Source organism: Spirillospora sp. NPDC049024, from assembly GCF_040649235.1.
Lineage (GTDB): Bacteria > Actinomycetota > Actinomycetes > Streptosporangiales > Streptosporangiaceae > Spirillospora.
The window spans coordinates 246,690-271,101 of sequence record NZ_JBEZFD010000005.1 but is presented as its reverse complement, the minus strand read 5'-3'; the positions used below and the strand labels follow the sequence as shown (position 1 = coordinate 271,101).

Here is a 24,412-nt window from a genome sequence, read left to right as displayed (position 1 = left end):
CCCGCCGCCCGCCGCCCCGTGTTTCACGGCACGGGCGGCGGGTAGGTGGGCGGCGGATCAAGCTGAGGAAGGCGGTGGGACGTGGGCGTTCGGAGATGGATCGAGTCGTGGCCCGTCTACCGCCAGTTCAGCGGCGACGACCCGCTCGGGCGGGGCGCCGCGGCCAAGAGCGCCGGAACCGAGCGGATCACGCCGCGGGTGAGCACCGCCGACCGGGTCGTGAAGTCGGTGTGCCCCTACTGCGCCGTCGGCTGCGGGCAGGACGTCTACGTCAAGGACGGCAAGGTCACCCAGATCGAGGGCGACCCCGACTCGCCGGTCAGCCGGGGGCGGCTCTGCCCCAAGGGCTCCGCGAGCCTCCAGCTGACCACAGGGGACGCCCGCGAGCAGCGGGTCCTGTACCGGCGCCCGCACGGCACCGACTGGGAGTCCCTCGCCCTCGACACGGCGATGGACATGATCGCCGACCGGGTGGTCGAGGCGCGCCGGCACGGCTGGCAGTGGGAGCAGGACGGCGTGCCCGTGCGGCGGACGCTCGGCTTCGCAAGCCTCGGCGGCGCCACGCTCGACAACGAGGAGAACTACCTGATCAAGAAGCTGTTCACCGCGCTCGGCGCGGTGCAGATCGAGAATCAGGCCCGCGTTTGACACTCCTCCACCGTTCCCGGTCTGGGAACCTCGTTCGGACGCGGCGGCGCGACCACCTTCCAGCAGGACCTCCAGCACGCCGACTGCATCGTCATCCAGGGCTCGAACATGGCCGAGTGCCATCCGGTCGGGTTCCAGTGGGTGATGGAGGCCAAGGCGCGCGGGGCGAAGCTGATCCACGTGGACCCGCGGTTCACGCGGACGAGCGCGCTCGCGGACGCGCACGTCCCGCTGCGCGCGGGCAGTGACATCGCGTTCCTCGGCGGGATCATCAACTACGTCCTGCGGAACGAGAAGTACTTCCGCGAGTACGTCCTGTCCTACACGAACGCGTCGGTGATCCTCACCGAGGAGTTCCGCGACACCGAGGACCTGGACGGCGTGTTCTCCGGCCTTGACCCGGAGCAGCGCAGCTACGACAACAGCACGTGGCAGTACGAGGGCATGGAGGTCCAGGCGGCGTCCGGCCAGCGCGACATGGAGTACGAGGACCGCGTCGGAGCCGTCCAGGAGGCCGCGCGCGGCGAGGCGCACGGCTCGGGCGGCGCGGCGATCGGCGCGGGCGACCCGGAGCGGGACCCGACGCTGGAGCACCCGCGGTGCGTGTTCCAGGTCCTCAGGCGGCACTACGCGCGGTACACGCCGGAGATGGTCGAGCGGATCTGCGGCGTCCCCCGGGACCAGTTCCTCAAGGTCTGCGAGATGGTCACGGAGAACTCCGGCCGCGACCGGACGACGGCGTTCGCGTACGCGGTGGGCTGGACCCAGCACACGGTCGGCGTCCAGTACATCCGGGCGGCGTCGGTCCTGCAGTCGCTGCTCGGCAACATCGGCCGTCCCGGCGGCGGCATCCTGGCGCTGCGCGGCCACGCGTCCATCCAGGGCTCGACCGACATCCCGACGCTGTTCAACCTGCTGCCCGGCTACATCCCGATGCCGCACGCCCACAGCAACCAGGACCTGGACACGTTCATCCAGGCGGAGGCGGCGCGCAAGGGCTTCTGGGGCGACATGCGCTCCTACATGGTCAGCCTGCTGAAGGCGTACTGGGGCGACGCGGCGACCGCCGACAACGACTACCGCTTCGACTACCTGCCGCGGCTGACCGGCTCGCACAGCACCTACGAGACGTCCATGGCGCAGATCGACGGGGTGTGCAAGGGCTACTTCCTCATGGGCGAGAACCCGGCCGTCGGATCCGCCAACGCCAAGATCCAGCGGCTCGGGATGGCGAACCTCGACTGGCTCGTGGTCCGCGACTTCTCGCTGATCGAGTCGGCGACGTGGTGGAAGGACGGCCCGGAGATCGAGTCGGGCGAGATGCGCACCGAGGACATCGGCACCGAGGTGTTCTTCCTGCCCGCCGCCGCGCACACAGAGAAGGACGGCAGCTTCACCAACACGCAGCGGATGCTGCAGTGGCACCACAAGGCGGTGGAGCCCGCCGGCGACACGCGCAGCGACCTGTGGTTCATGTACCATCTCGGCCGCCTCGTCAGGGAGAAGCTCGCCGGCTCCACCGACGAGATGGACCGGCCCGTCCTCGACCTGACATGGGACTACCCGACGCACGGCGAGATCGCCGAGCCGGACGCCGAGGCCGTGCTCGCCGAGATCAACGGCCGGGACGCCGACGGGAACCCGCTGTCGTCCTACACGCAGCTGAAGGACGACGGGTCCACCTCGTGCGGCTGCTGGATCTACTGCGGCTGCTACACCGACGGCGTCAACCAGACCGCGCGCCGCAAGCCCGGCAAGGACCAGAACTGGGTGGCGCCCGAGTGGGGCTGGGCGTGGCCGATGAACCGCCGCATCCTCTACAACCGGGCGTCCGCCGATCCGGACGGCAGGCCGTGGAGCGACCGCAAGGCGCTGATCTGGTGGGACGCCGAGAAGGGCAAGTGGACGGGCCACGACGTGCCCGACTTCGTGGCCGACCGCCCGCCGGACTACAAGCCGCCGCGCGACGCGACGGGACCGGACGCGCTCGCCGGCAACGACCCGTTCATCATGCAGGCGGACGGCAAGGCGTGGCTGTACGTGCCGGCCGGGCTGACGGACGGGCCGCTGCCGACGCACTACGAGCCGCAGGAGTCGCCGTTCCAGAACCCGCTCTACAAGCAGCAGCGCAACCCCGTCCGGCACCTGCTGCCGCCGCACCCCGACAACCGGTACGCGCCGAGCGGCACCGACCCGGGAGCCGGAATCTACCCGTACGTGGTGACGACGTACCGGCTCACCGAGCACCACACGGCGGGCGGCATGTCGCGCTGGCAGCCCTACCTGGCCGAGTTGCAGCCGGAGTTCTTCTGCGAGATCTCGCCGGAGCTGGCGGCCGAGCGGGGCCTGGAGCACGGCGGCTGGGCGACGATCGTCAGCCCGCGCGCCGTCGTGGAGGCGCGGGTGCTGGTGACCGATCGGATGGCGCCGCTGACCGTGGACGGCAGGAAGCTGCACCAGATCGGCCTGCCCTACCACTGGGGCCCGAACGGCTACAGCCGCGGCGACGCCGCGAACGAGTTGCTGCACCTGTCCCTGGACCCGAACACGCACATCCAGGAGTCGAAGGTCATGTCGGTCGACATCCGCCCGGGCCGCCGCCCGCGCGGCCCCGCCGCCGGCGCCCTGGTCCGCGAGTACCAGGAGCGCGCCGGCATCACCGACCGAACGGGAACCGAGATCTAGCGGACGATCACCGGGTGGTCGGCTGCGGGGATCAGTTCGCCGATGACGGGGGCGCCGGGGATCTCGCCGGCGAGCAGGAGGCCGCCGGAGGTCTGGGCGTCGGCGAGCAGGAGCCGGTCGTCCTCGCCGGTGGCGCCGAAGTCGGTGTGCGGGGCGACCCAGTCGAGGTTGCGGCGGGTTCCGCCGCTGACGTACCCGTCCCGGAGGGACGCACGGGCGCCGTCGAGGCAGGGGACGGCGGCGGCGTCGACCACGGCGGTCACCCCGGACGCGCGGGCCATCTTGTAGAGGTGGCCGAGGAGCCCGAAGCCGGTCACGTCGGTGGCGCACACGATCCCGGCGTCCAGCGCGGCGGCGGACGCGTCGCGGTTCAGCGCGGCCATGGTCTCCACGGCGTGCGCGAAGACCTCGCCCGTCGCCTTGTGCCGGTTGTTCAGGACGCCGAGGCCGAGGGGCTTGGTGAGGCTGAGCGGCGTCCCCGGCTTGCCGGTGTCGTTGCGCAGGAGGCGTGCGGGGTCGGCGACCCCGGTGACGGCCATGCCGTACTTGGGCTCGGGGTCGTCCACGCTGTGGCCGCCGCCGACGTGGCAGCCCGCCTCGGCGGCGACGTCGAGGCCGCCGCGCAGGACCTCGCGCGCCAGGTCGAACGGGAGGACCTCGCGCGGCCAGGCGAGCAGGTTCACCGCCACGATGGGCCGGCCGCCGATCGCGTAGACGTCGGACAGCGCGTTGGCGGCGGCGATGCGCCCCCAGTCGTACGGGTCGTCGACGACCGGCGTGAAGAAGTCGGCGGTGGCGACGGCGGCGAGGCCGTCCTGGAGCCGGACCACGGCCGCGTCGTCCCCGGTCTCCAGCCCCACGAGCAGTTCGGCGTTGGGCGAGGCGGGCGCGGCCCCGAGCCCCGCGACGACCTCCTCCAACTCCCCCGGCGGAATCTTGCAGGCGCACCCCCCGCCGTGCGCGTACTGGGTGAGCCGTTTCGGGGGAGCGTCGGTCATGGCTTCCTCTCGGTGCAGCGGCGGCGGAGGTCGTCCACCCGGACCGTGTAGCCCTTGTCGTCGAGGTACTCCAGGAGCGGGACGGCGACGCGGCGGGTGGTGCCGAGGGCGCGGCGCGCCTCGCTCAGGGTGAAGGGGCCGCCGAGACCGGCGAGCAGTTCGGCGGCGCGGGCGTCGGCGCCGGGAAGCAGGACGACGCCGTCGGCCACCTTGAGGAGTTCGCCGGTCGCGGCGGCGACGGCGAGCATCTTCGGGGTGAGGCCGAGTTCGGCGAGGCGGTTCGCGTCCGGAGCCTGGAACGGGGCCGCGGCAAGGTCGCGGCGGACGGCGTCGACGGCCGCGCGCACGGGCGGGGGCAGTTCGGGCGCGGTTGCCCTGCCGTAGATCCTGCCGTCGCGCCTGCCGAGGCCCTCGGCGAGGGCGTCGACGAGGACGCGGTCGGGGAGGCCGAGGGCGCGGCGGGCCGCGTCGGCCGGGAGCCCGGGGTCGGTGGGGTGGGCCTTGGCATGCTCGTCGACGGCCGCCGTGAGGTGCTCGCGCAGCTCCTTCCAGAGGGCCGGGTCGGCGAGCCACTCCCCCGCGACCGGCTCGAAGGGGACGGGGACGCCCATCGCCACCAGGTCCGAGCGCCTGATCAGGCCCCGGCGGCGGACCTCCTCGGCGCCGTCCGGCCGTCCGGTCATCTCGGCGAGCACGCGGGCCCGTGCCGCCGCCGCACCGCGCCGCGTGAACGGCTCGGGGCGGACGTCCAGGACCGTGACCCCCGCCGGGACGCGGTGCCGCCCGGGGTCGCGCAGCAGCGCGACGTCCCCGACGCGGAGCGGAAGCGGGCGGCGCAGCGACAGCCGCGCCGTGTCGTCCCCGAGGGGGCGGACGTGGACCGGCACGGCCGCCGAGCCCACGTGGAGCGTCAGCTCGCGCGGCAGGTCGGGTGCGGCGTCGCCGCGCAGCCGGACGTCGACCACGTCGGCGGTGAGCCAGCGGCCGGGGGTGAGCAGGGCGTCGCCCCGGCCCATCTCCCCCGCGTTCCCGTGCAGGTTCACGGCGACGCGGGCGACGGCGCCGATCTCCCGGTGGTCCTCCTTGAGGCTCTGCAACCCGCGCACGCGCAGGAGGGCGTCGCCGAAGGCGAGGCGGTCGCCGACGCTGATCGTCCCGGCGCCGAGCGTGCCGGTCACGACGGTGCCCCTGCCGCGGATGGTGAAGACCCGGTCGATCCAGAGCCGGACGTCGGCGTCCCGGTCGGGGGCCGGGAGGGAGCCGGTGAGCCGCTCCAGGGCGGCGCGCAGCTCGTCGAGGCCGTCGCCGGTGGCGCCGCTGACCGTCACCGACTCGACGCGGCCGAGCGAGGTGGCGGCGAGGTGAGCGAGCGCCTCCTCGCGCACCCGGCCCACGGTCGTCTCGTCGGTGAGGTCGCGGCGCGTCACGACGAGGAGGCCGTGGCGGACGCCGAGCGCGTCCAGCACCGCCAGGTGCTCCTCGGACTGGCGCTGCCAGCCCTGGTCTGCGGCCACCACGAACACGACGGCCGGGACGGGCCCGACCCCGGCGAGCATCGTGGTGACGAGCCGCTCGTGGCCCGGGACGTCCACGAAGGCGATGCGGTCGCCGCCCGGCAGGGTCGTCCAGGCGAAGCCGAGCTCGATGGTGAGGCCGCGCCGCCGCTCCTCCTCCAGCCGGTCGGGCTCCATCCCGGTGAGGGCGCGGACGAGCGTGGACTTGCCGTGGTCGACGTGGCCGGCGGTAGCGACGACGTGGGTCATCGCGCCGCCGCCCGGACGGCCCGGGCCAGGACGGCGTCCTCGTCCGGCGGCACGGAGCGCAGGTCGAGCAGGCACCGCCCGTCCTCGACCCGCCCCATCACGGCGGGCGTCCCCCGGCGCAGCCGCGCCGCGTACGGCTCGGGGACCGCCACGGCCGCGCTCGGCAGGACGACGCCGGGCGCGCCACCGCCGCCGACCGCCGCCTCGCTCTCGACGGCCACCGCCTCCACACCGTCGTCCCGCAGCCGGGCGGCGAGCCGGTCGGCCCGCTCCCGCAGCGCCCCGGCGTCGGCGTGCAGCGCCTCGCGGGTCGGGGTCCGCGGCCCGCGGACGGTGGCCTCCAGGGCGGCGAGGGTCAGCTTGTCGACCCGCAGCGCCCGCGCGAGCGGGTGGCGGGCGAGCCGCCGCACCAGGTCGTCCCGGCCGAGGAGGAGCCCGCACTGCGGCCCGCCGAGCAGCTTGTCGCCGCTGGCGGTGACCAGGTCGGCGCCCGCCTTGAGCATGGACGCGGCGTCGGGCTCGTCCGGCAGGAGTGGCTCGGGGGCGAGCAGCCCGGAGCCGATGTCGGCGACGACCGGCACCCCGAGCCCGGCCAGCTCCGCGACGTCCGCGCCCCGCGTGAAGCCGGTCATGCGGAAGTTCGAGGGGTGCACCTTGAGGATGAAGCCGGTCTCCTCGCCGACGGCCGCCGCGTAGTCGTCCGGCGAGGTCCGGTTCGTGGTGCCGACCTCGCGCAGCCGCGCGCCGGTGGCGGCGAGCAGCTCGGGGATGCGGAACCCGTCGCCGATCTCCACCATCTCGCCGCGGCTCATGACGATCTCCCGGCCGGGCGCGAGCGTGGTGGCGGCCAGCACCAGCGCCGCCGCGCCGTTGTTGACGACGTGCGCGGCCTCCGCCTGCGGCACCCGCTCCAGGAGCGCCGCGAGCACCGAGCGGCCCCGCCTGGCGCGGCGGCCGGTCTCCAGGTCGAGTTCGACGTCGGTGGCACCGGACGCCACCGCCACGGCCTCGCGGGCCGCCGCCGACAGCGGCGCCCGCCCGAGGTTGGTGTGCAGCAGGACGCCGGTCGCGTTGATCACCGGGCGGAGCCCGGAGGCGCTCGGCGGGAGCGACGCGACCGCGGCGTCGGCCACCGCCTCCGGTGCGATCTCTCCGGCGCGGGCCCGGCGCTGTGCCGCGACGACCGCCGCCTTCACCACGCCGCGTCCGAGCCGTCCGGCCGCGCGCACGAGGCGGGGATCGGCGAGCAGCACGTCCGTGCGGGCGATCCGCCGCCGTTCGTCCTCGCCCGCGACGGGCACGGCTCCGCGATCCATCAAGCGACCTCCGAGATGCAGCGCTACCCCGCCAGCATGGCACGCAAACGGGGCCCGGCCGGGCACCGCGCGATCACCGGCTGCTAACATGCATGACTCATGCATGACAGAGTGGCGAACCTGCTGGGCGCCGCCTCGCTGGCGGTGACCGACCTGGTGCTGGCCGGGGCGACGGGCGCGGGACGGGTGAGCGCGAGCGGCGCGGCGGCGCTGGTCGTGCTGGCGCACGCGCCCGGCCTCGGCGTCACCGAGCTGGGACGGCGCGTCGGGCTGACCCAGTCCGCCGCCGCGCGCATGGTGGACGGGCTCCAGGCCGCCGGCCTGGTCGACCGCCGTCCCGGCGGGGGGCGCGCCGTCCAGGTGCTGCTGACGCCGGAGGGCGAGGAGGCGGTGCGCGGGATGCTCGCCGCGCGGGACGCGCCGCTGGCCGGGGTGCTCGCCGTCCTGGACGACGGCGAGCGCGAGGCGCTCACCGGGCTGCTGTCCAAGCTCCTCGCCCGCCTCTACGAGGAGATCGGCGACTCGGACGTCATCTGCCGGCTCTGCGACCGGGGGTGCTGCACGAGCGGCGGCGTCTGCCCGGTCGGCCAGGCCGAGCGCGACGCGGGACGCGCATGACGGGCGTCCTCCTGGCCCTCGCCTCGGCGCTGCTCTACGGCGTCGCCGACGTCTGGGGCGGGCTGCTGTCGCGGCGCGCCGACCCCGTCGCCGTCGCCCTGCTCGGCCAGGCCGGCGGGCTGGTGTGCGCGGTCGCGGCGGCGCCGGCGATCCCGTCCCCCGACGTGGCCGCCGGGGACCTGGCGTGGGGCGCGCTCTCGGGTGCCGGGACGGGCCTCGCGATGGTGTTCCTCTACCGGGGCATCAGCAAGGGGAACCTGAGCATCGTCGTCCCGGTCAGCGCGGTCGGCGGGGTGGCCCTGCCGGTCGTCGTCGGCGTCGCGTTCCTCGGCGACCGGCCCACGGCGGCGGCCTGGCTCGGCATCGCCGTCGTGGTGCCCGCCCTGTGGCTGGTGTCCCGGTCCCGCTCGGACGAGGGGGGCCGGGTCCGCGCGGCCCTGGTGAACGGGCTCGCCGCGGGCGCCGGGATCGGCGTCCAGTACCTGGCCCTCGCGCAGGCGGGCGAGGACTCCGGGGTCTGGCCCGTCGCGGCGGGACGGGTCGCGGCCGTCCTCGCGATCGCGCCGATGATGTGCTCGCCCGGCCGCCGCCTCCCGCGCGGGACGGTGGGGCTCTGGTCGGCGGTGAACGGGGGCCTCGCGGCGGCGGCGCTCGTCAGCTACCTCCTCGCGACCCGGCAGCAGCTCGTCGTCATCGCGGTCGTGCTGTCCTCGCTGTACCCGGTGGTCCCGGTGCTGCTCGGCGTGACGGCGCTCCGCGAGCGCCTGTCGCGGACGCAGGCCGCGGGGCTCGCCGGGGCCGGGGCGGCCGTCGTCCTGCTGACCCTCGCCGCGGCGTGAGCGGACCACTCCTTGTGCGGCGCGACCAGGCGCATCCGCCGGGCGTGACAAGGAATCGGGCGGCCTTGTCACCGAGGTGAGTGTCTTGTGCGACGCGTGCTCCCTAGCCTGGCGATCCGGGTGTCCTCTGACGGAGGTGACACGTTGACGGCGCTGCACGACGGGCCCGCCCGCATCGACGATCTGTCAAGGGAGCCCTGGCGCGACATACCGCGCGAAGAGGCGCAGTGGATGCGCCCGCACCTTCCCGCCCTGGTCGACTCCATGGTGGAGGGCGTGCTGCGGCACGTCCCCGAGTACGCGCGGCCGGACGACCCCGTCTACACCGAGGCGATGCGGCTCGCCACGGCGCAGGGCATGGGGCACTTCGTCCAGATGATCGCCGACCCCGACGCCTCCTGGCAGGAGGTGCACCAGGTCTACTTCGACATCGGGTACGGGGAGGCGGTCGAGGGGCGCGGGCTGGAGCACCTGCAGAACGCGATGCGGGTCGCGTCCAGGACCGCGTGGCGGTACCTGTCGCGGGAGGCCGGCCGGCTGCACAAGCCGAGCGAGCTGGTGATCGCGCTCACCGAGGCGAACCTCGCGTACCTGGACCTGCTGGCGTCCGCCGCCGCGCAGGGCTACGCCCGGGCGCGGGAGAAGGCCGCGGGCGAGCGGGAGCAGCGCCGCGGCCGGCTGATGAGCCTGCTGCTGTCCGACCCGCCGGCGCCGCGGGACGTCGTCGCCGAGCAGGCCGTCCTGGCCGGGTGGCCGCTGCCGGAGCGGCTGGCCGTGATCGTGCTGGAGCCGCGGCCCGGCAGCGGCGGGGAGGGGCCCGCCGGGCTGCCGCCGTCCCTGCTGAGCGGCCTCGACCGCGGGCGGCCGTGCCTGGTGATGCCCGACCCCGACCGCCCGGGCGGCCCCGACCGGCTGACCGCCACCCTCGGCGGCTGGGCGGGCGCGGTCGGGCCGTCCGTGCCACTGGACCGGGCCGGGGTCTCGCTGCACTGGGCGCACCGGACGCTCGACTCGATGGCGGCCGGGCGCCTCGATCGGCGGGGCCCCGGCACGCTCGTCCACGCCGACCGGTACGTGCCCGACCTGCTGCTGCAGGAGGGCTGGACACTCGCCGAGGCGGCGGCGCGGCGCCGGCTGGCCCCGCTCACCGCCCTCGGCAGGTCCCGCGGCGCCCGGCTGGCGGAGACGCTGCTGGAGTGCCTCAGGCACGGCTTCAACGCGACCGACGCGGCAGAGGCGCTGTGCGTGCACCCGCAGACCGTCCGGTACCGGCTGGCGCAGCTCCACGAGCTGTTCGACTACGACTTCGAGGACCCGGCGGTCCGGCTGGAGCTGATGCTGCTACTCCCCGTCTGGCTGCGCGGCGACGCCGACGGGGAGCACGCCTGAGCGGCGCGACCGGGCTCACTCGGGCCGCGGCGCCGCCTCGGCGACCGGCAGCGTCCCGTCGAGGTAGGCCTGCCGGCAGGCGGACCTGGCGATCTTCCCGCTGCTGGTGCGCGGCAGGCCGCCCGGCTCGATCAGCACGAAGTCGTGGACGCGCAGGTCGTGCTGCTGCTTCACCGCCGCCCGCACGGCCCGCGCCGCCTCCTCGCGGTCGAGCAGCGCGATCGGCACCCGGCGGTTCCGCTCGGCGACCACGACGAGGCCCTCGGTGTCGCCGGTGTCGACGGCCACCGCGCAGGCGTACTCGCGGCGGATCGCCTTGTGCGCGCCGGAGACGGTGACCTCGATGTCCTGCGGGTAGTGGTTGCGCCCGTCCACGATGACCAGGTCCTTGATCCGACCGGTGACGAACAGCTCGCCGCCGTGCAGGACGCCGAGGTCCCCGGTGCGCAGCCACGGGCCGCGCGGCAGGTCGCCGGGGTCGGCGAGCTCCGCCTCGAACGTCTCCTTCGTGGCCTCGGGGCGCCCCCAGTAGCCGGCCGCGACGTTCGGGCCGTGCACCCAGATCTCCCCGACCCTGCCGTCCGGGAGCCGGACGCCGGTCTCGGGGTCGGCCACGGCCACGTGCTGGCCGTAGGACGTCCCGCAGGCGATCAGCTGGATCGCGCCCGGCGCGTCCGCGTCGCACGGTTCGGCCACCCCCCGGCGCAGCCCCTCGTGGTCGAACGCGACACGGGTCGGCTTCCGGAACCGGGACGACGCCGACACGTACACGGTCGCCTCGGCCAGCCCGTAGGCGCACACCTGCGCCTCGGGCCGCAGCCCGCAGTCCTTGAACGCCTCGTAGAACCCGGTGAGCGTGCTCTCCCGGATCGGCTCCGCGCCGTTCATGAAGACCTGCACGCCGCTCAGGTCGAGCTTCGCCTTCTCCTCCTCGGTGACCTGCGCGGTGAGGTACTCGTAGGCGAAGTTGGGCCCGCCGGTGAACGCGTGGCTCTGCGCGCTGAGCAGCTCCAGCCAGCGGACGGGCCGCATGACGAACGCCACCGGGTCCATGATCACGCCCGGGTTGCCGTAGACCAGCGGCAGCGCGACGGTCGTGACGAGGCCCATGTCGTGGAAGACGGGCAGCCAGTTCACCCCGGACGACTCGCGCGGAATGCCGTCGAACGTCCGCCACAGCTGCTCGGCGTTCGTGGCGAAGTTCCCGTGCGTGATGATCACGCCCGCGGGGGTGCGGGTCGAGCCGGAGGTGTACTGCAGGTAGGCGACGTCGTCCGGGTCGATCGGCTCGGGCGTCCAGTCGAGGTCCGCGTCCACCTCGTCCGCGACGATGACCTCGGCGGGCCGCCGCACGTCCCCGCCCCCGAGGAACGCGCGGACGTGCGGCAGCGACGCGCTCGTGGTGATCACGACGTCGGGGTCCGCGTCCCGGTAGACGGCCAGGAGGCGGTCCCCGTGGCCGGGCAGGTCCGGGGAGAACAGCGGGACGCCGATGACGCGGGCGTACATGGCGCCGAGGAAGGACGTGACGTAGTGCAGGTCCTGCGGGGCGAGCAGCGCGACCCGCCTCCCGGGCACGGTGGCCCGGCGGATGGCGGCGGCGATGCCGCGGGCGCGCCGGTCCAGCTCGCCCCAGGTGACGTGGGTGGCGACGCCGTCCGGGTCCGTCATGTAGTCCATGAACGTGTAGGCGCGGTCGCCGGGGAAGTCCTTGGCGAAGCGGGTGAGCCGCTCGATCAGCGGCGTGCGGTCGAGTTCGGGCAGGCCGGTCATGCTCGTTCTCCGGTGCTGGGGGCGGTCGCGCGGCGGGCGGCGAGGCGCTCGTGGTCGGGCCAGCGGACGTCCCAGACCCAGCCGAGCCTCTCGAAGATCCAGATGACGCGGGCGCTGATGTCGATCTGGCCCTTGAGGACGCCGTGCCGCGCGCAGGTGGGGTCGGCGTGGTGCAGGTTGTGCCAGGACTCGCCGAACGACGGGATCGCCAGCCACCACACGTTGCGGGCCCGGTCGCGGGTCCGGAAGTCCTCCTTGCCGAACACGTGGCAGATGGAGTTGATCGAGAACGTGATGTGGTCGCCGACGAAGACGCGCATCACCCCGCCCCAGAACAGCGCGGTGACGGCGCCGTGCCACGACCAGGTGAGCAGGGCGCCCAGCCCCATCGGGACGAGGAACGTCGACAGGACGATCAAGGCGTAGACGGGGTCGAGGGACAGGAACCGGATGTCCCTGTCCTTCAGCAGGTCGGGCGCGTACTTGCTGCGGGACGTGCGCTCCTTGCCGAACAGCCAGCCCATGTGCGCGTGGTAGAGGCCCTTGGTGAGGCCCCACACGCCGGGCCCGTACGCCCACGGCGAGTGCGGGTCGCCCTCCTGGTCCGCGTACTTGTGGTGGCGGCGGTGGTCGGCGACCCAGCGGACCACCGAGCCGTGCATGGCCTGCCCGCCGAGGATCGCGAGGGCGATCCGCAGCCACCGCTTGGCCTTGAAGCCGCCGTGCGTGAAGTGCCGGTGGTAGCCGACGGTGATGCCGATCGCGTTCAGCGGATACAGGAACGCGAAGATGGCGACGTCGGTCCAGCTGATCCCCCAGCCCCACAGGAAGGGGACGGCGCCCAGCAGCCCGGCGATGGGCCCGACCACGAACACCACGACCGCGACGCGCTCGGGGAACGGGACGGTGCCGGAGATGTCCGGCTGCGGGGTGCGGCTGCCGACGTCGGCGACGCCCGCTGTCATGTTCACGACTCCCTTGGTCTCGGATTCCGGGTTGGTCTCGGCGGCGCGGGTCAGCAGTCGCCCTGGGCGGGCTTGCCCTCGAAGCGGTCGCCGAGGAAGTCCGTCACGTCCCCGGCAGCACCCCAGTCGGTGGACAGGTGCTCGGCCGGGTAGGTGTTCTTCCACGTCGTGGTGATGCCGGCCTTGCAGTAGGCCTGGCGGGTGGCGTCCTCGGTCTCGTGCGGGATGATCTCTTCCAGCCAGCCGCGGTACTGGAACACCGGGAAGCCGATCGTGTACCTGGCGCCGGATGAAGGGGTGCCGATGCCGACGCCGAGCTTCTGCCGGTCGACGATGTCGCCCCACGTGACGCCGCCGGGGCCCTTCAGCGCGTAGATCTGCTCCAGCGACAGGCCGTCCTTGGAGAAGCCCTCGACCTTCGCTCCGAGGAACACGGCGAGCGTCCCGTACAGGCAGTTGGACTTCACGTCCTTGATCGCCTGGGCGCCCTGGGCGTTCATCAGCTCGTCGAACGGCATCTCCGGGTAGGCGGCGTGCAGGCCCACGAGCGCGTCGGCGAGGAAGCCGGCGAACAGGCTGCCGTTCAGCTGCTTGGCCGTCAGCTTGAGGTCACCGGGCACCCCGCCCGCCGCCGCGCCGACGACGTCCAGCTCCGGCGCGTAGGACGAGGCGAGCTGCGCGCCCCACAGCGCGGCGGCTCCGCCCTCGGAGTAGCCCGAGATGCCGACCTTCCCATCTGCGGTGAGGCTTCCCCCGGGGAGGCGGCGCGACGCCCGGACGGCGTCGAGCAGCGCGTGCCCGGCGTTCGCGCCGACCATGTACGTGTGGACCTGCCCGTTGAGGTATCCGGCGCCGTCGGTGGCGGCGACCGCGAAGCCCGCCTTGAGGAACAGCGCCAGGTTGGGGCCCTCGTACATGTCGACGTACTCGCCGGCGAGCTGCCTGGAGAACGCGCACTGCGGGCCGGAGCCGAGCGTGCCGGGGTTGAACGCGACGGTCGGGCGGGACCTGCCCTTCGTCCAGGCCGCGTCCGGGACGGCGACCGTCCCGGTCACCACGCTCTTGGCGCCCTTGGCGTCGGTCGAGACGTACCGGACCTTCCACGCCTTCATCGGGATGTCGCCGGGGATGTTCGTCAGCTTCGCCGGGCGGCAGGCGAGCACGTCGCCCGGACTCCCCGCGACCGCCGCGGGCGGCGCCGCGTAGAGCTCCGCGTCGGTGGCGTCGCAGCCGGACGGCGCGGCGGCGGCGTGGGGGGCGGCGACGGGCACTGCGAGGGCCGCGCCGAGGGCCGCGGTGGTGAGCAGGCTGCGATAGCGCATTCTCGCTCCGGGAGGGGGCTGGAAACCGAATGCTGACGACTGTCCCCCACCCGGCGCGGCGCGCGGAATGAAGTCCTCTCACATGACTGAGTGCCGTTGTTAGCACTCGACTTAAGGTCGGAGGAGGTCGGCCACCTCAGCGATCCCGTCCCGGATGGCGGTCTCGGTGAGGGCGCCGAAGCCGAGGACGAGCCGCGGCGGCTCGGCCGCGCCGGACGCCCGGTAGGTGCTCATCCCGTACAGGCCGACCGACCGCCTGCGCGCCTCGGCGACGACGCGCCGCTCGTCCGTCCCGCCGGGGAGGTGGGCGACGGCGTGGAACCCGGCGGCCAGTCCCGTCAGGCGCACGGCGGGCGCGTGCTCGGCGAGGGCCGCGACCAGCGCCGCGCGGCGCGCGGCGTAGGCGGGCCGCATCCGGCGCAGGTGCCGCCCGTAGCGGCCGGACTCCAGGAGCGCGGCGAGGGCGAGCTGGTCGAGGACGGGCGAGCCGCGGTCGGCGAGGCGCTTCTCCTCCGCGACCGCCCGGGTCAGCGAGGGCGGGCACAGGATCCAGCCGAGCCGGACGGCCGGGGCCAGCGACTTGCTGACCGTTCCGAGGCCGACGACGCGGCCGGGCGCGAGTCCCTGCACCGACCCGACGGGCTCCCGGTCGTAGCGGAACTCGGCGTCGTAGTCGTCCTCGACGACGATCCCGTTCCGCTCGCACGCCCAGTCGGCGAGGGCGCGGCGCCGCTCGGGGGCCAGCACGACGCCGGTCGGCCACTGGTGCGCCGGGGTGACGAGGACGGCGCGGGCGCCGCTCGCGTCGAGAGCGTCCACGTCCAGGCCCAGGTCGTCGACGGGGACGGGCACCGCCTCGATCCCGGCGCGCTCCGCGGCGGTCATGGTCGCGCCGTCGCCGTAGCCGGGGTCCTCGAACGCCACGCGGCGGACGCCCCGGCGGGCCAGGACGTGCAGGACGATGCCGAGCCCCTGGGCGAAGCCGGTGCAGACGACGATGTCCTCGGGTTCGGCGACCGCCGCGCGCACCCGCCGGAGGTGGCCGGCGAGCACGTCCCGCAGGACCTCGCTGCCGCGCGGGTCGCCGTAGCCGAGCGCCTCGTTCGGCGCCGTGCGGGCCACCTCCCGCTGCGCCCACGCCCAGTCGCCGCGCGGGAATGACGCCAGGTCGGGCACCCCCGCGGCGAAGTCGACACGGAGCCGGGAGGCCACCGGCCGCGCGGCGGGCGCCGGTTCGTCGGGGACGACGCGGACGGGCGCCACCCGCGTGGCCGACCCCGTCCGCGCGCACAGGAACCCCTCGGCGTTGAGCCGGCCGTAGCACTCCTGCACGAGGCCGCGGGAGACGCCGAGCTGGCGGGCCAGTTCACGGGACGACGGCAGCCGCTCCCCCGCCTTCAGCCGCCCGGTGCAGATCGCGTCGCGCAGCGCGGTCTCCAGCTGCGAGCGCAGCGTCCCGGTCGCGTCCCGGTCGAGGTTCAGCAGCAGCTCCGGCGACGAACCGGCCCACTCGATTGCCATGAAATTGGACCATATAGCAGGCCGGATGCTCATTTACGGTCTGTTCATGAGCGAAGCGAACCGGGGGGTGTGGGGGGTCGCCCCCCACAGTGAGACGTCATGAGCGAAGCGAACCGGGGGGTGTGGGGGGTCGCCCCCCACAGTGAGACGCCATGAGCGAAGCGAACCAGGGGGTGTGGGGGGTCGCCCCCCACAGTGAGACGCCATGAGCGAGACGCAGGGGACGCTGCCCCATCCGAGCGCCGTCGGCGCCGCACGGCCGCGGCTGGTCGGGCGGCATCTGGCGCTGGTGTTCGTAGGCGCCTTCACCACGCTGACGGGGTTCTTCCTGCTGTTCTCGGTCGTGCCGATGTACGCGGTGGACGGCGGCGCGGGCGGGGTCGGAGCCGGCGTCACGACGGGCGCGCTGATGCTGACGACGGTGCTCGCCGAGCTCTCGCTGCCCCGGCTGCTCGACCGGTTCGGGCACCGGCGGGTGCTCGCGGCGGGGATCCTGCTGCTCGGGGCGCCCACGCTCGCGCTGCCGTTCTCCTCGTCCATGGCGACCATCACCGCGGTGAGCCTGGTCCGCGGACTCGGCTTCGCGGTGACCGTGGTGGTCACGGGCGCGCTGCTCGCGGCGCTCGTCCCGGCGGAGCGGCGCGGCGAGGGGATCGGGCTGTTCGGGGTCGTGGCCGGGGTGCCGTCGCTGCTCGCGCTGCCGCTCGGCGTGTGGCTCGCGGGCCGGGTCGGGTACACGCCGGTGTTCGTCGCGGGCGCCGCCGCCTCCCTCGCCGCGCTGGCGATCCTGCCCGGCCTGCCGCGCAGGATCACCGGCCCGCCCTCCACGTCATCGGAGCCCGAACGGCCGTTCGGCATCGCCGCGGGGCTGCGGTCGGCGGCGCTGCTGCGCCCGGCCCTCGCGTTCGCCTCGACCGCGATGGCGGCGGGCATCCTGGTCACCTTCCTCCCGGACGCCGTCCCCGCCGGGATCGCGGCGGCGGCGCTGTTCGTCCAGCCGGCCTCCACCACGCTCGCGCGGCTGTGGGCGGGACGGGTCGGGGACCGGCACGGCGCCGGGCGGCTGCTCATGCCCGCCGTGGCCGTCGCCGCTTCCGGGATCGCGCTGCTGGCCCTCGTGCCGAACACGGTCGCGGTCCTCGCCGCCATGGTGGTGTTCGGCGCCGGCTTCGGCGTCACGCAGAACGCGAGCATGGCGATGATGTTCGAGCGCGCGCCCGCGTCCGGCTACGGCACGGTCAGCGCGCTGTGGAACGTCGGCTACGACGGCGGGATGGGCGTCGGCGGTGCCGCGTTCGGCCTCGCCGCCGCCGCGACCGGCTACCCGGTCGCGTTCGCCCTGACGTCCGCCGTGATCCTGCTGGCCCTCCCCCTGGCGTTCTCCCGCCGCTCCTAGCCGAGGCGGGCGGCGATCCGGTCGACGTCGCCGCGCTCCGCCTCGGGCAGCGGCGCGCCGGCCGCCGCCCGGGCCCGCGACGCGGCGGCCAGCGCCTCCGCCGCCTCCGCGCGGCGGCCCGCGAGGGAGAGCGCACCGGCCATGCCCTCCTGCGCGAGCGCGACCGCGCGCGGGTGGCCGGTGGCGCGGGCCGCGGCCAGGCCCTCGGTGTGCAGGTCGAGCGCCCGGCCCGCGTCGCCCCGCAGTTCGGCGATGAACCCCAGCTCGGCCAGGAGGAAGGCGAGGCCCGGGGCGCCGTCGATGTCGCGGCACCAGCCGAGCCAGCGGCGCAGGATCGCCTCGGCCTCGTCCAGGTTCCCGCGCCTGCGCGCCGCGAGGGCGAGGCCGACCTCGGCGAAGTGCTCCATCCGGCGGTGCGACTCGCGGACGGCCAGCCGCCTGCCGCGCTCGTGCAGGTCGTCGGCGCCGTCGAGGTCGCCTTCGAGCAGCGCGACGCGGCCGAGGCGGGCCAGCCGGCCGGACGCCTCCGCCCAGAGGCCGAGCTCCTCGGCGTCGCGCAGGCCGCTCTCGTGGAGGTCCCGCGCGCGGGCGTAGTCGCCGGTCACCTCCGCGAGCAGGCCGAGCGTCTCGGTGGCCAGGAGGCGTCCCCACCGGTCGCCCGCGGCGCCGAACAGCCGCAGAGCCCGCTCGCCGTCGCGCCCGGCGCGGGCGAGGTCGCCGGCCGAGAGCGCCTGCGCGGCCCGCACGGCGAGCGCGGCCGCCTCGCCCCACGCGTCGCCGCGGGCGCGGAACCCGTCGAGCGCGCGGGCCGCGAGCCCGCCGATCGGCTCCAGGTCCCCGAACCCGGCCCGGACGAACCCGAGGAACCAGTGCGCCCACGGGTCGCCGTCGGCGGCGAGGGCCTCCCGGACGCGCTCGTCGCGGTCCGCGCCGTCGCCGTCCAGCATGGCGAACCCGGTGTGCCAGGTCCGGGCCCGGGCCGCGGAGGACCGGTCCGCCGCGCCCGGCACGGCGAGCGCCCGCTCGAACGCCCGGCGCGCCTCACCGGCGCGGCCCCACAGGAACCAGGCCCAGCCCATCGCGTTCACCAGCCTCAGCGCAAGGCCGGCGTCCCCGGCGCGGACGGCGCCGTCGAGGGCGGCCCGGAGATTGCCGGTCTCCGCGCGCAGCCGCCGCAGGGCGTCGCGCTGGCCGGGGCCGCGCAGGTCGGCGCGGTCGGCCAGGCCGATGTAGTACTCGGCATGGCGGCGGCGCACCCGCTCCTCCTCGCCCGCCTCCCGGAGCCGCTCGGCGCCGTACGCGGCGACCGTCTCGAGCAGCCGGTACCGCGGCCCTTCCCCGGCCACGACCAGCGACCGGTCGACGAGGCTCGCGAGCGTCTCGACGCCGGCGCCGCAGACCGCCTCGGCCGCGTCGAGGGTGCAGCCGCCCGCGTGGACCGCCAGCCGTCGCAGCGCCGCCCGCTCGTGCTCGTCCAGGGGCTCCCAGCTCCAGTCGATGAGGGCGCGGAGCGTCCGCTGCCGGGGCGGGGCGTCCCGGGCGCCGGACGACAGCAGCCGGAAGCGGTCGTCCAGCCGTTCGGCCAGGCCGGCGAGGCCGAGCGCCCGCACCCGCGTCGCCGCCAGCTCCAGCGCCAGCGGGACGCCGTCGAGCCGGTCGCAGACCGCCGCGATCGCCTCGGCGTTCCCCGGGCCGGGCACGAGGCCCGCCCGCTCGGCGAGCAGCGCGGCGGCGGCGCGGGCGTCCAGCGGCGGGACGGCCCAGAGCCGCTCCCCCGAGATCGCGAGCGGCTCCCGGCTGGTGGCGAGGACCCGCAGGTCCGGGACGTCCCGCAGCAGCGCCGCCGCCAGCCGCGCCACCGGTTCGGCGACGTGCTCGCAGTTGTCGAGGACCAGCAGCGCCCGCCTGCCGCCCAGCGCCTCGCCGAGCCGCGCGGCCGGTCCGCCGCCGGAGCCCGCGTCGTCGCGCAGCCCGAGCACCCCGGCCGCGAACGACGCCGCGTCGTCGGCGGACGCGCCCGCCTCCAGCCCCTCGTCGAGCCGCACGAGCCACGCCTCGCCCCGGTCGCGCAGAGCGCGCGCGACCGCCACCGCGAGCCGCGTCTTGCCCACGCCGCCCATCCCGTGCAGCGTCACCAGCCGCGACTCCTCCAGCAGCGCGGCCAGTTCCCGGACGGCCGCGTCCCGGCCGACGAGGGGCGCGACGTCGGCCGGCAGGTTGCCCCGCGGCCCGCCGGCCGCCGGATCGCGGCGGAGCATCGACGCGTGCAGGGCCGCCAGCGCGGGAGAGGGGTCCAGGCCCAGGTCGTCGCGCAGCCGGACGCGCAGGTCGTCGTAGGCGGCGAGGGCCTCGGCGGGACGGCCCGCGCGGTACAGGGCGCGCATGTGGGCGGCGCGCAGCCGCTCCCGGAACGGGTGCTCGTCCACCAGCCCGCGCAGCTCGGCCGCCAGTGCCGCGTCCTCGCCCAGTTCGAGGCGGGCCTCGGCGCGCCCCTCCAGCGCCGCGAGGCGCAGTTCGTCAAGGCGGGCGATCTCAGGGGCGGCGAACGGCGCGTCGGCGAAGTCGGCGAACGCGGGGCCGCGCCAGAGCGCCAGCGCCTCGGCGAACCGCGCGGCCCGGGCGACCGGGCCGGGTTCGTCCGCCGCGCGGCCGGCGAGGTCCGCGAAGTCGAGCGCGTCGGTCCGCGCGGCCAGCCGGTATCCGTGCGGGAGGGTCTCGACCAGCGCGCGAGCGCCCGGCTCGGCGTCCTCCAGCGTCCGGCGCAACTGGGAGACGCGGGCCCGCAGCGTCGCGACCGGATCGGCGGGCAGCGCGTCGCCCCACAGGTCGTCGACGAGGCGGTCGGCGGGGACGGCGCGCCCGGCGTGCGCGAGGAGGTCGGCCAGCAGCGCCCGCACCTTCCGGTCCGGGACCGGGACGAGGCGGCCGCCCTCCGTCCGCACCTCGAGCGGACCGAGGACCCCGAAGCGCATGGACCCACCGTAATGCGGCCCGAACCTTTCCCGAACCCGCCCGCAGCACGCTGGGGCCCTACTACCGGAAGGAACCGAAATGACGACATCCGTGACCGTGCTCGGACTGGGGCTGATGGGCAGCGCGCTCGCCGAGGCGCTGCTGAAGGACGGGCGGACGGTGACCGTCTGGAACCGCTCGCGCGCCAAGGCCGAACCCCTCGTGGCCAAGGGCGCGGTGGAGGCGGAGAGCGCCGCGGCGGCGATCTCGGCGAGCCCGCTGGTGATCGTGTGCCTGTCCGTGTACGCGAACGCCGAGGAGGTCCTCGACGCCGGCGCGGCTGCCGGGCGCACGATCGTCCAGCTCACCAACGGGACGCCGCGGCAGGCCCGCGCCATGGCCGACCGCGTCGCCGGGCTCGGCGCCCGGTACGTGGACGGCGGGATCATGGCCGTCCCGCCGATGATCGGGCGGCCGGAGGCGCTGATCCTCTACAGCGGCGACGAGGGGGCGTTCGAGGAGCACCGCGAGACGCTCGCGGTGCTGGGCCAGGCGCGGTACCTGGGGACCGACCCGGGCCTCGCGCCGCTGCTCGACCTCGCGCTGCTGGACGCCATGTACGGCATGATCGCCGGCTTCCAGCACGCCATCGCGCTCGCCCGGTCGGAGAAGGTCCCGGCCGCGGAGTTCGCGCCGATGGCCACCGCGTGGCTGACCGCGATGCTGGGCTCGCTCCCCGAACAGGCCCGCGCCGTCGACGCGGGCGACTTCGCCACCAGCGTCTCCAGCATCGCGACCAGCCAGGTCGCGTTCCCCGGCCTGATCGAGACGAGCCGCGACCAGGGCGTGGACCCCGGGTACCTGCTCCCCCTGCGGGACCTCCTCGACCGCGCGGTCGCGGAGGGCCACGGCGAGGACGGCCTCGCCCGCCTGATCACGCTGCTGGAGCGCCCCGCGCGGTAGCCGTCCGGCGAGGGCGGGCCAGGCGGTGCCCCTGATCACGGCAATCCGTTGCAAATTGGTGGAGTCTTCATTAACGGTTCGCTGAGCCGCCGAGGCCCGCCCGTACCCTCCCGGCATGCGCCGAACAGCAGCAGCACTCGCGACCGTCCTGACCGCCGGCCTCGCCGCCGGCGTCCAGGCGGCCGCCGCGGCGGAGCCGCCCACCTGCGGCACCCCCGCCGACCACCAGATCTCCGAGGTCCAGGGCAGCGGCAGCGCGACCCCTCTCGCCGGGCGGACCGTCCGGGTCGAGGGCGTCGTGACCGCGGACTTCCAGCGTTCCGACCAGCTCAAGGGCTTCTTCGTCCAGGACCCGACGCCCGACTCGGACCCCCGGACGTCCGACGGGCTGTTCGTCTACTCGACCACGGACGTCGCGGTCGGCGACCGGGTCCTGGTCACCGGCAAGGCCGTCGAGTACAACGGGCTGACCGAGCTGTCGCCGGTCTCGGCCGTGGACGTGTGCGGGACGGGCGAGGTCGCGCCCGCGGCCGTCCGGCTGCCGCTCAAGGACGGCGCGGCCATGGAGCAGTACGAGGGCATGCTGCTGCGGTTCGGCCAGCGGCTCACCGCCACCGAGACCTACCAGCTCGGCCGGTACGGGCAGATCACCGTCTCCGCGGGCGGCCGCCTCTTCCAGCCGACCGAGGGGCACGGCGCCACCCAGGCGGGCAACGACGCGCGGCGGCTTCTCGTCGACGACGGGTCGAACGTGCAGAACCCCGCGACGATCCCGTACACCGACCCCCGCGTGCTGCGGATCGGGAACACCACGACCGGGCTGACCGGCGTCCTCACCTACCAGTTCGGCGACTACGCGCTCCAGCCGACCAGGCAGGCGCACTTCGACAACGAGAACCCGCGGCGGAACCGGCCGCGGAACGTGGGCGGTGACGTGCGCGTCGGCAGCTTCAACACGCTGAACTGGTTCACGACGCTGGACAAGCGCGGCGCGGACACCGCCGAGGAGCAGGAGCGGCAGCTCACCAAGCTGACCGCCGCGCTGCGGGGCCTGGACGCCGACGTCGTCGGGCTGATGGAGGTCGAGAACAACGGCGACACCGCCGTGGGGGCGATCGTCGACCGGCTGAACCAGGCCGCCGGCGCCGGGACGTACGCGTGGGTGAAGCACCCGTACCCGGGGACCGACGAGATCCACGTCGCGCTCATCTACCGGCCGTCGAAGGTCACGCCGGTCGGTGACGCGCGCTCGTCGCAGGACCCGGTGTTCGACCGCCCGCCGCTGGTGCAGACGTTCCGCCCCCGGGCCGGCGGGACGGCGTTCACCATGATCGTCAACCACTTCAAGTCGAAGGGCTGCGGCGGCGCCACGGGCGCCGACAAGGACCAGGGCGACGGCCAGGGCTGCTACAACGCCCGCCGCGTGTCCCAGGCCGAGGCGGTCGCGGCGCTCGCGGCCGGCGTCCCGAACCCGCTCGTCGTCGGCGACCTCAACGCCTACACGGCCGAGGACCCGGTGAAGAAGCTCAAGGGCGCCGGGCTCGTCGGGCAGACGGAGCGGTTCGTCCGGCCGAGCCAGCGCTACAGCTACGTGTTCGACGGCCAGTCGGGCGAGCTGGACCACGCGCTCGCGGGCAGGGCGCTGTCCCGCCGCGTGACGGGCGCGACGATCTGGCACATCAACAGCGACGAGCCGGTGTTCCTCGACTACAACACCGAGTACAACCCGCCCGCGTTCTACCGGCCGGACGCGTTCCGCTCGTCCGACCACGACCCCGTCCTGCTCGGCCTCGACCTGCGCTGAGCCGTCTCCCTGGGCCGGCCGCCGGACGAAGGCGGCCGGCCCCTCGCGCGCCACGACCCCCGCGGCTATGATCCAGGTCACATCCTAGAGATCGGTGAGCTCCATGACCGAAGCCGTGTCCGGTGCCGTGCCCGCAGCGGCGCCCGCTCCCCGCCTCGCGTTCGGCATCGGCCCGGACGGGACCTACACCCGGTTCGGGCAGGCGCTCGCGTTCGTCCTCGGCCTCCTCGCGACCTTCGCCTTCCTGCCGCTGGTCGTGGTCGCCGCCCTCCTGTACACCCGGGCCGAGACCCGGTTCGGGGAGGACCCCGCGCGGGCCCGCACGCTGGTGAACTGGTCATGGCTGAGCATCACGGCCCCCGTCGTGATCGCGATCGTCACCGCCGCCGTCCTCGCCGCGCTGAAGGGCTAGCGGGAAGAGGACCGGCCCGGCGCGGGTTGGCCACGGTATGACCGTGCGCTTCTCCGTCCTCGATCTCGCCCCCGTCGCCGCCGGCTCCACCTCGGCCCAGGCGCTGCGCAACACCCTCGACCTGGCCCGGCACGCCGAGCGGCTCGGCTTCCACCGGTACTGGCTGGCCGAGCACCACGCGATGCCGGGCATCGCCAGCTCGGCGACCGCCGTGCTGATCGGCCAGGTCGCGGCGGCCACCACCCGGATGCGGGTCGGGTCGGGCGGGGTCATGCTGCCGAACCACGCGCCGATGGTCGTGGCCGAGCAGTTCGGGACGCTGGAGGCGCTCCACCCGGGACGCATCGACCTCGGCCTCGGCCGCGCGCCCGGCACCGACCAGGCGACCGCGCGGGCGCTGCGCCGGTCCCCGGACGCGCTGTCGGTCGACGACTTCCCCGAGCAGGTCGTGGAGCTGCGCAACTACTTCGCCGCGGACAGCAAGGTGACCCCGGCCGCCGGGAACGAGCCGCCGGTGTGGCTGCTCGGCTCCAGCGGCTACAGCGCGCGGCTCGCCGGCCTGCTCGGCCTGCCGTTCGCGTTCGCGCACCACTTCAGCGCCGAGAACACCGTGCCCGCGCTGACGCTGTACCGGCAGTCGTTCCGGCCCGGCGCGCTGGACGAGCCGTACTCGATGATCGGGGTCTCGGTGACGGCCGCCGAGACCGACGAGCGGGCGCGCGAGCTGGCCGCGCCGCAGGCGCTGGCGTTCCTGCGGCTGCGGCAGGGGCGGCCGGGGCCGCTGCCGACGCCGGAGGAGGCCGCGGCCCACCCGTACACGCCGCTGGAGCGGCAGATGATCGACGCGCGGCTGGCCGACCAGGTGGTGGGCGGCCCGGACGGCGTCCGCAAGCAGCTCGACGAGCTGGTCGGCAGGACGGGCGTCGACGAGGTCATGGTGACCACGCAGGTCTTCGACCACGCCGACCGGCTGCGCTCCTACGACATCCTCGCCGAGCTGTACCCGGAGAGCCTCGGCGCGGCCTGACCCGGATCGCCGGCGGAACCG

17 protein-coding genes are annotated in these 24,412 nt (G+C 75.1%); 9 read left to right on the top strand and 8 right to left on the bottom strand.

Annotated features, from left to right (window positions below):
* Window positions 1-81: 81 nt before the first annotated feature.
* Window positions 82-3,333, top strand: coding sequence for a formate dehydrogenase (fdh, locus tag AB0C21_RS11635; RefSeq protein ID WP_500203966.1), 3,252 nt, complete (start codon window positions 82-84; stop codon window positions 3,331-3,333).
* Here fdh and selD read toward each other — a convergent pair.
* Genes selD through selA form a run of 3 tightly spaced genes read right to left on the bottom strand, consistent with a single transcriptional unit; the run spans window position 3,330 to window position 7,410 of the window.
* Window positions 3,330-4,331: a selenide, water dikinase SelD gene (gene selD / locus AB0C21_RS11630; RefSeq protein WP_500203965.1), complete on the bottom strand. Its 1,002-nt coding sequence runs from the start codon at window positions 4,329-4,331 to the stop codon at window positions 3,330-3,332. The two genes, fdh and selD, sit on opposite strands and share 4 nt — an antisense overlap.
* Window positions 4,328-6,094 carry a selenocysteine-specific translation elongation factor gene (selB, locus tag AB0C21_RS11625; protein ID WP_500203964.1) on the bottom strand — a complete coding sequence of 589 codons (1,767 nt, stop codon included), beginning with the start codon at window positions 6,092-6,094 and terminating at the stop codon, window positions 4,328-4,330. The genes selD and selB overlap by 4 nt, the downstream gene beginning before the upstream one ends.
* Window positions 6,091-7,410, bottom strand: a complete 1,320-nt coding sequence (selA, locus tag AB0C21_RS11620) for an L-seryl-tRNA(Sec) selenium transferase (RefSeq protein ID WP_500203963.1) — start codon at window positions 7,408-7,410, stop codon at window positions 6,091-6,093. Before selA ends, selB begins: the two co-directional genes overlap by 4 nt.
* A 99-nt stretch (window positions 7,411-7,509) precedes the next feature.
* Between selA and AB0C21_RS11615 the strand changes: the two genes are divergently transcribed.
* The 3 genes from AB0C21_RS11615 (at window position 7,510) to AB0C21_RS11605 (ending at window position 10,256) form a co-directional block, all read left to right on the top strand.
* The gene (locus tag AB0C21_RS11615; protein ID WP_353820661.1) at window positions 7,510-8,028 is read left to right on the top strand and encodes a MarR family winged helix-turn-helix transcriptional regulator; all 519 of its coding nucleotides are present in this window, start codon (window positions 7,510-7,512) and stop codon (window positions 8,026-8,028) included.
* A complete protein-coding gene (locus AB0C21_RS11610) occupies window positions 8,025-8,867 on the top strand; it encodes an EamA family transporter (protein ID WP_500203962.1) in 843 nt (280 codons plus the stop codon). The genes AB0C21_RS11615 and AB0C21_RS11610 overlap by 4 nt, the downstream gene beginning before the upstream one ends.
* Window positions 8,868-9,011: 144 nt before the next feature.
* On the top strand, window positions 9,012-10,256 hold the full coding sequence (locus AB0C21_RS11605) for a PucR family transcriptional regulator (protein WP_500203961.1): 1,245 nt from the start codon (window positions 9,012-9,014) through the stop codon (window positions 10,254-10,256).
* 15 nt (window positions 10,257-10,271) lie between these two features.
* Here the strand turns inward: AB0C21_RS11605 and AB0C21_RS11600 are convergent, their stop codons facing one another.
* The 4 genes from AB0C21_RS11600 to pdxR all read right to left on the bottom strand — a co-directional run bounded on the left by AB0C21_RS11600 (window position 10,272) and on the right by pdxR (window position 15,837).
* Window positions 10,272-12,029, bottom strand: a complete 1,758-nt coding sequence (locus AB0C21_RS11600) for a fatty acyl-AMP ligase (protein WP_500203960.1) — start codon at window positions 12,027-12,029, stop codon at window positions 10,272-10,274.
* Window positions 12,026-12,994 (bottom strand): acyl-CoA desaturase, encoded by a 969-nt coding sequence (locus AB0C21_RS11595; protein WP_500204101.1) that lies wholly within the window; start codon window positions 12,992-12,994, stop codon window positions 12,026-12,028. Before AB0C21_RS11595 ends, AB0C21_RS11600 begins: the two co-directional genes overlap by 4 nt.
* Window positions 12,995-13,044: 50 nt before the next feature.
* The gene (locus AB0C21_RS11590) at window positions 13,045-14,316 is read right to left on the bottom strand and encodes a lipase family protein (protein ID WP_500203959.1); all 1,272 of its coding nucleotides are present in this window, start codon (window positions 14,314-14,316) and stop codon (window positions 13,045-13,047) included.
* Between the two features lie 111 nt (window positions 14,317-14,427).
* Complete coding sequence (gene pdxR / locus AB0C21_RS11585) at window positions 14,428-15,837, bottom strand: MocR-like pyridoxine biosynthesis transcription factor PdxR (RefSeq protein ID WP_500203958.1); 1,410 nt, start codon at window positions 15,835-15,837, stop codon at window positions 14,428-14,430.
* Window positions 15,838-16,042: 205 nt separating this feature from the next.
* On the opposite strand from pdxR, the gene AB0C21_RS11580 reads away from it, so the two are divergent.
* Window positions 16,043-17,233, top strand: a complete 1,191-nt coding sequence (locus AB0C21_RS11580) for an MFS transporter (RefSeq protein ID WP_500203957.1) — start codon at window positions 16,043-16,045, stop codon at window positions 17,231-17,233.
* On the opposite strand, the gene AB0C21_RS11575 is transcribed toward AB0C21_RS11580, so the two are convergent.
* The gene (locus tag AB0C21_RS11575; protein ID WP_500203956.1) at window positions 17,230-20,205 is read right to left on the bottom strand and encodes an ATP-binding protein; all 2,976 of its coding nucleotides are present in this window, start codon (window positions 20,203-20,205) and stop codon (window positions 17,230-17,232) included. The two genes, AB0C21_RS11580 and AB0C21_RS11575, sit on opposite strands and share 4 nt — an antisense overlap.
* Window positions 20,206-20,284: 79 nt before the next feature.
* Here AB0C21_RS11575 and AB0C21_RS11570 point away from each other — a divergent pair, with 79 nt between their 5' ends.
* From AB0C21_RS11570 to AB0C21_RS11555, 4 genes are all read left to right on the top strand, one after another.
* On the top strand, window positions 20,285-21,148 hold the full coding sequence (locus tag AB0C21_RS11570) for an NAD(P)-dependent oxidoreductase (RefSeq protein ID WP_500203955.1): 864 nt from the start codon (window positions 20,285-20,287) through the stop codon (window positions 21,146-21,148).
* 115 nt (window positions 21,149-21,263) lie between these two features.
* Window positions 21,264-22,952 carry an ExeM/NucH family extracellular endonuclease gene (locus tag AB0C21_RS11565; protein WP_500203954.1) on the top strand — a complete coding sequence of 563 codons (1,689 nt, stop codon included), beginning with the start codon at window positions 21,264-21,266 and terminating at the stop codon, window positions 22,950-22,952.
* Between the two features lie 103 nt (window positions 22,953-23,055).
* Complete coding sequence (locus AB0C21_RS11560; protein ID WP_500203953.1) at window positions 23,056-23,364, top strand: hypothetical protein; 309 nt, start codon at window positions 23,056-23,058, stop codon at window positions 23,362-23,364.
* Window positions 23,365-23,401: 37 nt separating this feature from the next.
* Window positions 23,402-24,391: an LLM class flavin-dependent oxidoreductase gene (locus AB0C21_RS11555; protein WP_500203952.1), complete on the top strand. Its 990-nt coding sequence runs from the start codon at window positions 23,402-23,404 to the stop codon at window positions 24,389-24,391.
* Window positions 24,392-24,412 lie beyond the last annotated feature (21 nt).